11 protein-coding genes and 1 riboswitch are annotated in these 14394 nt (G+C 61.5%); of the genes, 9 read left to right on the forward strand and 2 right to left on the reverse strand.

Annotation, left to right across the window (positions count from 1 at the left end):
* Positions 1-182 precede the first annotated feature (182 nt).
* The 7 genes from M5G17_RS05295 to astE all read left to right on the forward strand — a co-directional run bounded on the left by M5G17_RS05295 (position 183) and on the right by astE (position 7820).
* Entirely contained in the window at positions 183-1403 is a 1221-nt protein-coding gene (locus M5G17_RS05295) for an aspartate aminotransferase family protein (RefSeq protein WP_273891969.1), read from the forward strand.
* Positions 1404-1531: 128 nt separating this feature from the next.
* On the forward strand, positions 1532-2551 hold the full coding sequence (gene aruF, locus M5G17_RS05300) for an arginine/ornithine succinyltransferase subunit alpha (protein ID WP_273891970.1): 1020 nt from the start codon (positions 1532-1534) through the stop codon (positions 2549-2551).
* 74 nt (positions 2552-2625) lie between these two features.
* Complete coding sequence (gene astA, locus M5G17_RS05305) at positions 2626-3651, forward strand: arginine N-succinyltransferase (RefSeq protein WP_273891971.1); 1026 nt, start codon at positions 2626-2628, stop codon at positions 3649-3651.
* On the forward strand, positions 3648-5114 hold the full coding sequence (gene astD / locus M5G17_RS05310; protein ID WP_273892061.1) for a succinylglutamate-semialdehyde dehydrogenase: 1467 nt from the start codon (positions 3648-3650) through the stop codon (positions 5112-5114). The genes astA and astD overlap by 4 nt, the downstream gene beginning before the upstream one ends.
* A gap of 24 nt (positions 5115-5138) precedes the next feature.
* Positions 5139-6488, forward strand: a complete 1350-nt coding sequence (gene astB / locus M5G17_RS05315) for an N-succinylarginine dihydrolase (protein ID WP_273891972.1) — start codon at positions 5139-5141, stop codon at positions 6486-6488.
* A gap of 14 nt (positions 6489-6502) precedes the next feature.
* Positions 6503-6793 carry a topoisomerase II gene (locus M5G17_RS05320; protein ID WP_273891973.1) on the forward strand — a complete coding sequence of 97 codons (291 nt, stop codon included), beginning with the start codon at positions 6503-6505 and terminating at the stop codon, positions 6791-6793.
* Positions 6794-6803: 10 nt separating this feature from the next.
* A complete protein-coding gene (gene astE, locus M5G17_RS05325) occupies positions 6804-7820 on the forward strand; it encodes a succinylglutamate desuccinylase (RefSeq protein ID WP_273891974.1) in 1017 nt (338 codons plus the stop codon).
* Between the two features lie 44 nt (positions 7821-7864).
* Here the strand turns inward: astE and M5G17_RS05330 are convergent, their stop codons facing one another.
* Both M5G17_RS05330 and M5G17_RS05335 read right to left on the reverse strand, forming a co-directional pair.
* Positions 7865-9154, reverse strand: coding sequence for a M91 family zinc metallopeptidase (locus M5G17_RS05330; RefSeq protein ID WP_273891975.1), 1290 nt, complete (start codon positions 9152-9154; stop codon positions 7865-7867).
* A gap of 131 nt (positions 9155-9285) precedes the next feature.
* A complete protein-coding gene (locus M5G17_RS05335) occupies positions 9286-9792 on the reverse strand; it encodes a 6,7-dimethyl-8-ribityllumazine synthase (RefSeq protein WP_273891976.1) in 507 nt (168 codons plus the stop codon).
* Between the two features lie 85 nt (positions 9793-9877).
* Positions 9878-10029, reverse strand: a riboswitch (FMN riboswitch).
* 353 nt (positions 10030-10382) lie between these two features.
* On the opposite strand from M5G17_RS05335, the gene alaS reads away from it, so the two are divergent.
* Positions 10383-13001: an alanine--tRNA ligase gene (gene alaS / locus M5G17_RS05340; RefSeq protein WP_273891977.1), complete on the forward strand. Its 2619-nt coding sequence runs from the start codon at positions 10383-10385 to the stop codon at positions 12999-13001.
* 88 nt (positions 13002-13089) lie between these two features.
* Positions 13090-14325, forward strand: coding sequence for an aspartate kinase (locus M5G17_RS05345; protein ID WP_273891978.1), 1236 nt, complete (start codon positions 13090-13092; stop codon positions 14323-14325).
* The last annotated feature ends 69 nt before the right edge of the window (positions 14326-14394 follow it).

Here is a 14394-nt window from a genome sequence, read left to right on the forward strand (position 1 = left end):
CCCCGCACCGTTTAAACTGCGCCTTTGCGACCCTATTTGTCGCATTGCCGAAAGCCTTGGTAAAACAGGGTTTGGCGCTATAAGAAGTTGTCGCTTGGCGGCAAGGCCAGGCGCCGATCTGTCCTTACAATCCCCCCATCGCTCGCCAGTTTCAGGCAGGCGTTCCTCTTCAGGAGACTCCGATGTCCGCTCCGCACGATCCGGTACAACGCGCCGATTTCGACCAGGTGATGGTCCCCAACTATGCACCGGCGGCTTTCATTCCCGTCCGTGGGGCGGGCTCCCGCGTCTGGGATCAGGCGGGCCGCGAGCTGATCGATTTCGCTGGCGGCATCGCCGTGAACGTCCTGGGCCATGCTCATCCGGCGCTGGTTGGCGCCCTGACCGAGCAGGCCAACAAGCTGTGGCACGTGTCCAACGTGTTCACCAACGAGCCGGCCCTGCGCCTGGCGCACAAGTTGGTCGATGCGACCTTCGCCGACCGCGCGTTCTTCTGCAACTCTGGTGCCGAAGCCAACGAGGCCGCATTCAAGCTGGCCCGTCGTGTTGCCCACGACCGTTTCGGCCCAGAGAAGCACGAGATCATCGCCACCGTTAACAGTTTCCACGGTCGTACCCTGTTCACCGTCAGTGTCGGTGGCCAGCCTAAGTACTCCGACGGTTTCGGGCCGAAAATCACCGGCATCAGCCATGTGCCGTACAATGACCTCGAGGCGCTGAAAGCGCAGATCTCCGACAAGACCTGCGCCGTGGTCATCGAGCCGATCCAGGGCGAAAGCGGTGTGGTCCCGGCTGACGTTGCCTACCTGCAAGGTGCCCGCGAGCTGTGCGACAAGCACAACGCGCTGCTGATCTTCGACGAAGTGCAGACCGGCGTTGGCCGTACTGGCGAGCTGTTCGCCTACCAGCACTATGGCGTGACCCCGGACATCCTTTCCAGCGCCAAGAGCCTGGGCGGCGGTTTCCCGATCGGCGCCATGCTGACCACCAACGAGCTGGCCAAGCACCTGACCGTCGGCACCCACGGCACCACTTACGGTGGCAACCCGCTGGCTTGTGCTGTGGCCAACGCGGTGCTGGATGTGGTCAACACCCCTGAGGTGCTGGCTGGCGTCAAGGCCAAGCATCAGCAGTTCAAGACGCGCCTGGAGCAGATCGGCGAGAAATACGGCCTGTTCACCCAGGTGCGTGGCGTTGGCCTGCTGATCGGTTGTGTGCTGTCCGAGGCCTGGAAAGGCAAGGCCAAGGACGTCTTCAATGCCGCTGAGAAAGAAGGCCTGATGGTGCTGCAAGCCGGCCCTGATGTGGTGCGTTTCGCCCCGAGCCTGGTGGTTGAAGAGGCTGATATCAAAGAAGGCCTGGATCGCTTCGAACGTGCAGCGGCAAAACTGACTCAGGCCTGATTTGCCTGCAGTCCTGTCACCGGCCCTGTGGGGCCGGTGAACCGAATTCCAGAGCAGGTGCCTGCGGGCGCCTGTTGTTTTCTCTGTGCCGACAGATGTCGGCCTGTTTTCCCGAAAGGAGTGACACCATGCTGGTGATGCGCCCCGCGCAAATGGCTGATCTGGGCGAAGTACAGCGTCTTGCCGCAGACAGCCCCATTGGTGTCACGTCCTTGCCGGATGATGCCGGTCGTCTGAGCGACAAGATTGCCGCCTCAGAAACCTCCTTCGCTGCCGAAGTCAGCTTCAACGGTGAAGAGAGTTATTTCTTCGTCCTTGAAGACAGCAGCAGCGGCAAGCTGGTCGGCTGTTCGGCCATCGTTGCCTCGGCCGGTTACTCCGAGCCGTTCTACAGCTTTCGTAACGAGACCTTCGTGCATGCGTCGCGGGAGCTGAAGATCCACAACAAGATTCACGTGCTCTCGCAGTGCCACGACCTCACCGGCAACAGCCTGCTGACCAGCTTCTATGTGCTGCCGGAACTGGTCGGCAGCGGCTGGTCCGAACTCAACTCCCGTGGCCGCCTGCTGTTCATGGCCGCCCACCCGGAGCGCTTTGCCGAGTCGGTGGTGACCGAGATCGTCGGCTACAGCGACGAGCATGGTGAATCGCCGTTCTGGGACGCCATCGGCCGCAACTTCTTCGACCTCAACTACGCCGCGGCCGAGCGTCTGTGCGGGCTCAAGAGCCGGACCTTCCTGGCCGAACTGATGCCCCATTACCCGATCTACGTGCCCTTGCTGCCGGATGCTGCGCAGGAGGCCATGGGGCAGGTGCATCCGCGGGCGCAGATCACCTTCGACATCCTGATGCGCGAAGGCTTCGAGACCGACCACTACATCGATATTTTCGACGGCGGCCCGACCCTGCATGCGCGGGTTTCCGGCATCCGTTCGATTGCCCAGAGCCGGGTGATGCCGGTCAAGCTGGACGATACCGCGAGCAAAGGCGGGCGCCCCTACCTGGTCAGCAACGGCCAGTTGCAGGACTACCGCGCGGTGCTGCTGGAGCTCGATTGGGCACCCGGCAAGCCGGTCAGCCTGAGTCATGAAGCCGCCGAAGCCTTGGGCGTCGGTGAAGGCGCCAGTGTGCGCCTGGTCGCGGTTTGATCCCTGCGGTTCGATAACCGAGCACCCAGGTCGAGTTTTGCGGCAGGCCCCAGGCCGCCGCCCGAGGAGATAGCATGATCGTTCGTCCCGTACGCAGCAGCGATTTACCCGCGCTGATCGAGCTGGCGCGCAGCACCGGCACCGGCCTGACCACCTTGCCGGCCAATGAGGAGCGCCTGTCGCACCGGGTCAGCTGGGCCGAGAAGACCTTTCGTGGCGAAGCCGAGCGTGGCGATGCCGACTACCTGTTCGTGCTGGAAAACGACGAAGGCGTGGTGGTGGGGATTTCTGCCATCGCAGGTGCCGTCGGCCTGCGCGAGCCCTGGTACAACTACCGGGTCGGCCTGACCGTCAGCGCTTCCCAGGAGCTGAATATCTACCGGGAAATCCCCACCCTGTTCCTGGCCAACGACCTGACCGGCAATTCCGAGTTGTGCTCGCTGTTCCTGCGCGCCGATCACCGCAGCGGCCTCAATGGCCGTCTGCTGGCCAAGGCGCGGATGCTGTTCATTGCCGAATTCCCGGAGCTGTTTGGCAACAAGATCATTGCCGAAATGCGCGGCATGTCAGATGAGCAAGGCCGCTCGCCGTTCTGGGAAAGCCTGGGCCGACACTTCTTCAAGATGGAGTTTAGCCAGGCCGACTACCTCACCGGGGTCGGTAACAAGGCATTCATTGCCGAGCTGATGCCCAAGTTTCCGCTGTACACCTGCTTCCTCTCGGAAGCGGCGCGCAACGTCATTGGCCGGGTGCACACCGACACGGAGCCGGCGCTGGCGATGCTCAAGGGCGAAGGTTTCAGCTACCAGGGCTATGTCGACATCTTCGACGCAGGCCCGGCGGTAGAGTGCGAGACCGCCAAGATTCGTGCGGTGCACGACAGCCAGGCGCTGGTGCTGGCGGTCGGTACGCCGGGCGACGACGCTACCCCCTTTATCATCCATAACCGCAAGCGCGAAGACTGCCGCATCACCGCCGCACCTGCGCGGCTTGCTGCCGGTACCCTGGTGGTCGATCCACAGACCGCTAAACGCCTGCGCCTGAGCGCCGGTGACCAGGTGCGTGCGGTACCCCTGTCTGCAGCCCGGGAGGCCAAATAATGACGACTCACTTTATCGCCGGCAGTTGGCAGGCAGGGCAGGGCGAGGCGCTGCAATCGCTCGATCCGGTCAGCCAGAAGGTTGTCTGGCAGGGCCAGGGCGCCAACGCCGAGCAGGTCGACGAGGCGGTCAAGGCTGCCCGTCAGGCATTTGCCGGCTGGGCGCTGCAATCGCTGGAAGCGCGCATCAGCGTGCTCGAGGCCTTCGCCGCCGCGCTCAAGGCCAATGCAGACGAACTGGCGCACTGCATCGGTGAAGAAACCGGCAAGCCGCTGTGGGAAGCTACTACCGAAGTGACCAGCATGGTCAACAAGGTGGCGATCTCGGTGCAGAGCTACCGCGAACGCACGGGCGAAAAGAGCGGCCCGCTCGCCGACGCCACTGCCGTGCTGCGCCACAAGCCCCATGGTGTGGTTGCCGTGTTCGGCCCGTACAATTTCCCGGGTCACTTGCCCAACGGGCACATCGTGCCGGCGCTGCTGGCGGGTAACACCGTGGTGTTCAAACCCAGCGAGCTGACCCCGAAAGTCGCCGAGTTGACGGTGAAGTGCTGGATCGAGGCTGGTTTACCGGCCGGCGTGCTCAACCTGGTCCAGGGCGCCCGTGAAACCGGCGTGGCCCTGGCGGCCAACCCGGGCATCGATGGTTTGTTCTTCACTGGCTCCAGTCGCACTGGCAACCTGTTGCATCAGCAGTTCGCCGGGCGTCCGGACAAGATCCTCGCGCTGGAAATGGGCGGCAACAACCCGCTGGTGGTCGATGAGGTCAAGGATCTGGACGCGGCGGTCTACACCATTATCCAGTCGGCGTTCATTTCCGCCGGCCAGCGCTGCACCTGCGCGCGCCGCTTGCTGGTGCCGCAAGGCGCCTGGGGCGATGCGCTGCTCAAGCGCCTGGTTGAGGTGTGCCGAAACATCTCGGTTGGTGCTTTCGATCAGCAGCCAGCGCCGTTCATGGGCTCGGTGATTTCCCTGGGCGCCGCCAAGGCATTGCTCGATGCCCAGGCCCGGTTGCTGGCCAACGGTGGCCTCTCGTTGCTGGAGATGACTCAGCCGCAGGCTACTGCCGCGTTGCTGACCCCTGGCATCATTGATGTCAGCGCAGTCGCCGAGCGTCCGGACGAAGAGTTCTTCGGCCCGCTGCTGCAGGTGATCCGCTACAGCGATTTCGATGCGGCCATTGCCGAGGCCAACAACACCCAGTACGGCCTGGCGGCTGGCTTGCTGTCCGATTCCCATGCACGCTATCAGTACTTCTGGCTGCAAAGCCGCGCCGGCATCGTCAACTGGAACAAGCAGCTGACTGGCGCTGCCAGCAGTGCGCCATTTGGTGGTGTGGGTGCCAGCGGCAACCATCGCGCCAGCGCCTACTACGCCGCCGATTACTGCGCCTACCCGGTAGCCTCGCTGGAGACCGCCAGCCTGACCCTGCCTGCGACACTGACGCCAGGCGTCTCCCTATAACAAAAGGTCTACGGAGCCTTGCCGATGAAATCGTTTGAAGTGAATTTTGATGGTCTGGTCGGACCGACGCATAACTACGGCGGGCTGTCTTACGGCAACGTTGCTTCGCAAAGCAACAGCCAGCAGGCGTCCAACCCACGCGAAGCCGCGCTTCAGGGCTTGGCGAAAATGAAAGCGCTGATGGAAATGGGTTTCCAGCAGGGCGTGCTGGCCCCGCAGGAGCGTCCGGATGTCGCTGCGCTGCGCCGCCTGGGCTTTGCCGGCACTGATGCGCAAGTGATCGAGCGGGCTGCCAAGGAGGCCATGCCGCTGCTGGTTGCCAGCTGCTCGGCGTCTAGCATGTGGGTGGCCAATGCCGCCACTGTCAGCCCGAGTGCTGACACCGCTGACGGTCGTGTGCATTTCACCGCTGCCAACCTCAATTGCAAGTACCACCGTAGCATCGAGCACCCGACCACCAGCCGTGTGCTTGGGGGCATGTTCGCCAATCAGCAGCACTTCGCTCACCATGCCGCCTTGCCGGCAGTGGCGCAGTTCGGCGATGAAGGGGCGGCCAACCATACGCGTTTCTGCCGCAGCTACGGTGAGCCCGGCGTCGAGTTTTTCGTCTATGGTCGCAGCGCGTTCGACGCTCGCTACCCAGCACCGCAGAAGTACCCGGCACGCCAGACCCTCGAAGCTTCGCAGGCGGTTGCTCGCCTGCACGGCTTGAGTGAGGAAGGTGTGGTCTACGCCCAGCAGAACCCGGCAGTGATCGACCAGGGCGTGTTCCATAACGATGTGATCGCGGTGGGTAACGGCGAAGTGCTGTTCTACCACGAAGACGCCTTCCTCGAGACCGAGGCGATGCTTGGCCAACTGCAGGCTAAACTGGCTAAACGGGGCGGCAACTTCAAGGCGATCTGCGTGCCGCGCTCGGCTGTCACGGTAGAGGACGCAGTGCGTTCGTACCTGTTCAACAGCCAGTTGCTGTCTCGCGCCGATGGTTCGATGCTGCTGATCGTGCCCGAAGAGTGCCGCAACAACGAGCGGGTCTGGGCGTACCTGTCGTCGCTGACCCGCTCTGGCGGCCCGGTCGGCGAGGTCAAGGTCTTCGATCTCAAACAGAGCATGCAGAATGGCGGCGGGCCGGCATGCCTGCGCTTGCGCGTGGCACTGAATGAAACGGAACTGGCGGCGGTCAATCCAGGCGTTATCATGACCGCACCGCTGTACGACACCCTGACCCAATGGGTCGAAAAGCACTACCGCGATCGCCTGAGCGAAACCGACCTTGCCGATCCGCAGCTGTTGCTGGAGTGTCGTACGGCACTGGATGAACTGACCCAGATCCTCAAACTGGGTTCGGTCTATCCATTTCAACTCCAACCTTGAGAGAGAATTCGACTATGTCCGACGCCCTGCAGCTGATCCTTGAAGATGACGATGGTACCCAGCTGGAAACTTCCTGCACCCGCTTTGCGGTGGTCTGGCAAGGCAAGGAGGTATGGATTCAGCAGGATGGCCGCGGTCAGTTGCTGATCGGCGTCGATGTCGAAGAAGGCGACGCCGAATACGCCAACCTGTTGCTGCGTCCGCTGGCCACCAACCTGGTAAGCCTGCAGCTGGAAATGGAACCGGCCGATGCCGGCGACGATGAAGATCACGTCCATGGTCCCGATTGCGGCCACCATCACTAAGGAATAGCCCATGCTCGCCCTCGGCAAACTGCTTGAACTGACCCTGGCCGGTCGCGAACCGGCAGAGAAGACCCAGCTGACTGTCGACGGCGTGCGCATGCGCTGGCTCGGCGAGGGCGCCCTCGAAGTGCGCCCGCCCGAAGCTCGTGATAATGGTCTGGACCTGCTGCTGTCAGCGGGTATCCATGGCAACGAAACCGCACCGATCGAGCTGCTCGACCGGTTGCTGCACGACATTGCCAGCGGCGATCTCAAGCCGCGGGCACGTATTCTTTTCCTGTTCGGTAACCCCGAGGCGATCCGCCGCGGTGAGCGTTACCTCGAGCTGGACGTCAACCGCCTGTTCAATGGCCGTCACGATCAGGTCAGCGGTGCCGAGGCACTGCGCGCCTGTGAGCTGGAGCGCCTGGCAGCGACCTTCTTCAGCATCCCTGGGCGCACCCGCCTGCATTACGACCTGCACACCGCCATTCGCGGTTCGAAGATCGAGCAGTTCGCCCTCTATCCCTACAAGGAAGGCCGCCAGCATTCACGTCGCGAACTGGCACGCCTGCATGCGGCCGGTATGGATGCAGTGCTGCTGCAAAGCAAGGTGTCGGTCACCTTCACCGCCTATACCTATGAAACGCTCGATGCCGAAGCCTTTACCCTGGAGCTGGGCAAGGCGCGGCCGTTCGGGCAAAACGCCCAGGTCAATGTCGAGCGCCTGGAAACTCGCCTCAAGCAGATCATTGAAGGCAACGAGCCCGAGCAGCCAGAGGCGCTGGACGGTTTGCAACTGTTCAGTGTGGCGCGCGAAATCATCAAGCACAGCGACAGCTTTCAGCTGCACCTGGCTGCCGATATCGAGAACTTCTCTGAGCTTGAGCCAGGCTATTTGCTGGCCGAGGACATCGCTGACACCCGCTGGATCGTAGAGGAAGAGGGCGCCCGCATCATCTTCCCCAACCCCAAGGTCAAGAATGGCTTGCGGGCGGGGATTCTCATTGTGCCTGTCACGGTTGAGCGGTTGGACGCAAGTACCTGACACAAGGCCAGGTATCAACGAAGGGGAAGGGGCGGCGCTTTGGGCTATGGGTAGCTTATGCGGGGCGCGAGGCCGAGCTCTTTGCGCAAGGCATTTTCATTGAAAGGCGCAGGGTTGGTGTTGGTGGGCGGGGTCGACGGATCGGCGTCGAAATCAAACGGCGATTCCCCGGTTGGTAACCCTACAGCCTGCCGTTCATGATCGCTCAGTACAGTGCCGTAGGCATGGTTCCAGGCATGGCAGAGCTCGTGATAGAGCATGACAATCGCCGGTGTCTGGTCCCTCATGGCTGCCGGATTGTAGTGAATGACGGCAGTCTTTACAGCGATTCCCGGGTTGCCATTGCTGATGTGCGGGTCGCCTCGGGTCAGGTCCGGGTCATAAAACGCGTTGTCTGGTGCCGGGCTTTCGACGATCTGGATCGATGTACCGGAGTCGTCCAGGGAGCGCAGGAGGGTGTAGGCAGTCGGACTGGTTCTGAGGGTGCGAAGGTCATCTTCCACCAGGGCCTTGAATTTGACTGTGCCGTCCACGCGTAAGGCGCGGGTGCCCGCGTCGTTGTCTGCGATCAGTGTATGCCGATGGGCAAGGTGTCTGGCTGCTTCTGGTGGTTCGACAACACTCGTGCGGGCCGCTGGGGGGAGGTGGGCATATACATCATCCTGCTCATTGGCGCCGATGACCTCGCCGAAGTCCGTGTCCAGATAGAGAACGTCCTTGCCCGGGCCGGCAACGATCAGGTTCTCTCCACTCAGGGCTTCGACGTCGCTGGTGCCGCCGCCAATGATGAGTGTGTCATTGCCAGTTCCTGCTTGCAGGAAATTATGCTCGGCAGCACTGTAGATGAAGTCATCGCCAGCGCCGCCATGGATGATTGCCTGCTTCTGGCCAATTGCCAGAACGCGATCATTGCCTGGGCCCGCGTCTATCCAGGTGCTGCCGTTGGTAATACGTACAGAGTCATCGCCCGGGCCACTCATTACGAGCGAGGTTGTGCCCTCCACATGGATGGTGTCGTCGCCCGGCCCGGTATCAATGATGATCCGGTTGCTGAGGGCTGACTCGACACGCACCGTGTCATTGCCTTCTGCGGTGCTGATCGTGAGCGATTGCTCAGGTAGTAGAGAAAACTCATAGTTGTATTCGCCCACCTGCATCAGCAGGCCTGAGGCGCTGTCATGGATGCGCAGGTCAGCGGGAGTGGCTGTTGCGCTAATGGACAGGCAGTCGTCTTGGCGGATGATATGGATGCGTGCGTCGCGAAACGGTAACCGATGGTCGACGGGCTCCGGACGCAGGCGGCTGGAAATTTTGATGATGTCAGGGGCTATCATGGTGTTTGTCCTCAAGGTTCGAAGGTCAGCAGCGTGGCTGAGGTTCGACTATGGCGAGGGGCAAACTCCGGGGTGTGGTAGTTGTGTATTGCCCGGACGCAGTTGCAAGCAACTGGCCGGGCAGCAGGTGATTAGCCCGCGCGCTGCTGTGGCGCGTTCCCTCGGCGCAGGCCGCGCAACTTGAACAGGGTATCAGCGCAGGTGCGTGCCGCTTCGGCGCCCTTGACCAGGAAGTGCTCGAAGTAGAAGTTCTGATGTTCGTCGCCGGCATGGAAGTGGTGCGGGGTCAGTACCACCGAGAATACCGGTACTTCGGTTTCCAGTTGCACTTGCATCAGGCCGCTGATCACTGACTGGGCGACGAACTCATGACGATACAGGCCGCCATCGACCACCAGGCCGGCGGCAACGATACCGGCATAACGGCCGCCTCGGGCCAGCAGCTTGGCATGCAGGGGGATTTCGAAGGCGCCGCCGACTTCGAAGAAGTCGATATCACCGGCCTGATAGCCTTGTTTACCCATTTCCTCGACAAAGGCCTTGCGCGCCTGGTCGACAATATCCTTGTGCCAGCAGGCCTGGATGAATGCGATGCGCTCGTGGGTAGGGTGCTTGCTATCGATTGCGGTAGGTTGCATTGAAACGGACTCCTGTTTGGATAAGAAACAGGGCGCTGGATCGAAAGGGATTTCGCCATGAAAGACGTAGGCGCAACGCCGCCTATCCCGTTCTCTCTTTATCCGGACTATGACCGTCGGCCCCGGAATCACACCGGGTCTGCTGACCTTGCAGGCAGGCCTGCAAGCGCTCGCGGGCTATGCGCAGTGCGCGCAATTACCGCCGGTGGGGAATTGCACCCCGCCCTGAGAACGTTGCCATCGTTTGGCCGATGGCGAGGAATTATTAGCACAGATGTCAGGTAAACGTATAGGCTGCTAACGATTTTTTCAGGATGAACGACGTTTCATCCGGGAAACCTTGCCAATTGCTTTGTGCGGCCCCAGTAATACCGTGTCACTAGATAAAAACAGGCCCTGAGAGGCTGGGTAGGCTGGCTGTGGGCGGCTTTACGCTGTCGTTGTCGTAACAGGCCGTCCAATTGACGGCTTCTATAGCATAAACACACTGCATCCAAGCCTAAGGCCCGATATAATGCGGCCCTTTGCCGTCGTTTCGTCAATTTGCCGCAAGCATTTGCCTTAAGGCCGCCGTTTCCGTGGAAGAACCTATGAAAAGCGCAGAAATCCGTGAAGCCTTCCTTCGCTTCTTCGAAGAGCAGGGACACACCCGAGTTGCCTCCAGCTCCTTGATCCCGGGCAACGACCCGACCCTGCTGTTCACCAACGCGGGGATGAACCAGTTCAAGGACTGCTTCCTTGGCCAGGAAAAACGCGCCTACACCCGCGCGACCAGTAGCCAGAAGTGCGTGCGCGCCGGTGGCAAGAACAGTGACCTGGAAAACGTCGGCTATACCGCACGTCACCACACCTTCTTTGAAATGCTGGGCAACTTCAGCTTCGGTGACTACTTCAAGAAGGACGCCATCACCTACGCCTGGACCTTCTTGACCGGCGTGCTGCAACTGCCGAAAGACAAGCTGTGGGTCACGGTCTATGCCACCGACGACGAGGCGTACGATATCTGGACCCAGCACATCGGCGTTCCGCCTGAGCGCATGGTGCGCATCGGCGACAACAAGGGCGCGCCGTACGCTTCCGACAACTTCTGGACCATGGGCGACACCGGTCCGTGCGGCCCGTGCACCGAGATCTTCTATGACCACGGCGCTGACATCTGGGGCGGCCCACCCGGCTCGCCGGAAGAAGACGGTGACCGTTACATCGAGATCTGGAACAACGTCTTCATGCAGTTCAACCGCACTGCCGACGGTGTGCTGCACCCGCTGCCGGCGCCGTCGGTGGACACCGGCATGGGCCTTGAGCGCATCAGTGCGGTCATGCAGCACGTGCACTCGAACTATGAGATCGACCTGTTCCGCAGCCTGCTCGACGCCTCTGCCGCCGCTATCGGTTGCAAGAACGAAGAACAGTCGTCGCTCAAGGTGGTATCCGACCATATCCGTTCCTGCGGTTTCCTGATTGCCGACGGCGTGCTGCCGTCCAACGAAGGCCGTGGTTATGTGCTGCGCCGCATCATTCGCCGCGCCTGCCGTCACGGCAACAAGCTCGGTGCCACCGGCAGCTTCTTCTACAAGATCGTCGCCGCCCTGGTGGCCGAGATGGGTGAAGCCTTCCCCGAGCTCAAGCAGCAGCAAGCCAACATCGAGCGCGTGCTCAAGGCTGAAGAAGAGCAGTTCGCCAAGACCCTGGAGCAGGGCCTGAAGATCCTCGAACAGGACCTGGCCGAACTCAAGGGCAGCGTAGTGCCGGGTGATGTGGTGTTCAAACTGTATGACACCTACGGCTTCCCGATGGACCTGACCGCCGACATCGCCCGCGAACGCGAGCTGACCATCGACGAAGCAGGCTTCGAGCGCGAGATGGAAGCCCAGCGTGAGCGTGCCCGCTCCGCCAGCGCTTTCGGCCTGGACTACAACACCCTGGTCAAGGTCGATGTCGCCACCGAGTTCACCGGGTACAGCGCCACTGCAGGCAGCGCCAGCATTGTTGCCCTGTACAAGGGCGGCAAGGTTGTTGAGCAGTTGGGTGAAGGCGAGGAGGGTGTAGTGATCCTCGACCGCACACCGTTCTATGCAGAATCCGGCGGCCAGGTGGGTGACACCGGCTACCTGCAGGCCGGCAACGTGCGTTTCGACGTGCGTGACACCACCAAGACCGGTGGTGCCTTCCTGCATCACGGGGTGGTTGCCAGCGGCACCCTGACAGTCGGCGCCCAGGTGCAGACCCAGGTAGACGCCGACGTCCAGCACGCCACCTCGCTGAACCACTCTGCCACTCACCTGCTGCACGCGGCGCTGCGTCAGGTGCTGGGCGATCACGTACAACAGAAGGGCTCGCTGGTCGACAGCCAGCGCCTGCGCTTCGACTTCAGTCACTTTGAGGCTGTCAAACCAGAGCAGCTCAAGGCCCTGGAAGACATCGTCAACCGCGAAGTGCGCAAGAACTCCGAGGTGCAAACCGAAGAGACCGATATCGAAACTGCCAAGCGCAAAGGCGCCATGGCGCTGTTCGGTGAGAAGTATGGCGACAGCGTGCGTGTGCTGAGCATGGGCGGCGATTTCTCCGTCGAACTGTGCGGCGGCATCCATGCCAAGCGTACCGGTGATATCGGCCTGCTCAAGATCATCAGCGAAAGCGGCGTGGCCTCCGGTGTGCGCCGGATCGAAGCGGTCACTGGTGCTGCCGCGCTGGCTTACCTGAACGCTGCTGAAGAGCAGCTCAAGGAAGCTGCGCAACTGGTCAAGGGCAGTCGCGACAACCTGATCGACAAGCTCTCGGCAGTGCTTGAGCGCAACCGCCAGCTGGAAAAACAGCTGGAGCAACTGCAGGCCAAGGCTGCCAGCGCCGCAGGCGACGATTTGTCCAGTGCGGCGGTCGAGGTCAAGGACGTCAAGGTCCTGGCCGCACGACTCGATGGCCAGGACGGCAAGGCGCTGCTGGCGCTGGTTGATCAACTGAAGAACAAACTCGGCCGCGCAGTGATCCTGCTCGGCAGTGTCCATGAGGAAAAGGTCGTACTGGTTGCCGGTGTGACCAAGGACCTGACTGGCCAACTCAAAGCCGGTGATTTGATGAAGCAAGCCGCTGCTGCAGTGGGTGGCAAGGGCGGTGGTCGTCCGGACATGGCGCAAGGTGGTGGCGTAGACGCCGCCGCGCTGGACAACGCGCTGGCCCTGGCCGTGCCATTCGTGGAGCAGGGCGTTTAAGGCGGGCATCGGCCCGTCGTCTAGTGGCGGGCCATGGCGCCGTTTGAATGTTTATTGGGTGCCCTTCATGGGCTGAGGCGGCTTTGAAATGGCGTTGATCGTACAGAAATTTGGCGGTACCTCGGTCGGCACAGTCGAGCGAATCGAGCAGGTTGCCGACAAGGTCAAGAAGTTCCGTGAAGCCGGCGATGACCTGGTGGTTGTGTTGTCGGCGATGAGCGGTGAAACCAATCGCCTGATCGAGCTGGCCAAGAAGATCACTGATCAGCCGGTTCCGCGTGAGCTGGATGTGATTGTCTCCACCGGCGAGCAGGTGACCATTGCCTTGTTGGCCATGGCCTTGATCAAGCGCGGTATTGCGGCGGTGTCCTACACCGGTAACCAGGTGCGGATTCTCACCGACAGCGCACACAACAAGGCGCGCATCCTGCAAATCGATGATCAGAAGATTCGCGGCGACCTCAAGGCCGGTCGCGTGGTTGTGGTCGCAGGTTTCCAGGGTGTCGACGAGCACGGCAACATTACCACCCTTGGTCGTGGCGGTTCCGACACCACCGGCGTGGCCCTGGCGGCGGCGCTCAAGGCCGACGAATGCCAGATCTACACCGATGTCGATGGTGTCTACACCACAGACCCGCGCGTGGTAGCCCAGGCCCAGCGCCTGGACAAGATCACCTTTGAAGAGATGCTGGAAATGGCCAGCCTCGGTTCCAAGGTGTTGCAGATCCGCGCCGTCGAGTTCGCCGGCAAGTACAACGTCCCGCTGCGCGTGTTGCACAGCTTCCAGGAGGGTCCGGGTACCCTCATTACCATTGATGAAGAGGAATCCATGGAACAGCCGATCATTTCCGGCATCGCCTTCAATCGCGATGAAGCCAAGCTGACCATTCGTGGCGTACCGGATACTCCGGGCGTTGCATTCAAGATCCTCGGGCCTATCAGTGCCGCGAACATCGAGGTCGACATGATCGTGCAGAACGTTTCGCACGATAACACCACCGACTTCACCTTCACCGTGCACCGCAACGACTACGACAAGGCCCACAAGGTCCTGGACAAGACTGCTCTCGAGCTGAACGCGCGCGAAGTGGTCGGTGACACCAACATCGCCAAGGTCTCGATCGTTGGCGTCGGTATGCGTTCCCACGCCGGCGTGGCCAGTCGCATGTTCGAAGCACTGGCCAAGGAGAGCATCAACATCCAGATGATCTCCACCTCCGAGATCAAGGTTTCGGTGGTTATCGAAGAGAAGTACCTGGAGCTAGCGGTGCGCGCCCTGCACACCGCGTTCGAGCTGGACGCCCCTGCCCGACAGGGCGAGTAAGGCGGCTGCCTCAGGGGGCGCGGCTTGGCCGCGCCCTTCGTTTTTCTGGCTGGCGTGAGAAATCTGTGC

Origin of the sequence: Pseudomonas rubra, from assembly GCF_028656935.1 — a bacterium.
GTDB lineage: Bacteria > Pseudomonadota > Gammaproteobacteria > Pseudomonadales > Pseudomonadaceae > Aquipseudomonas > Aquipseudomonas rubra.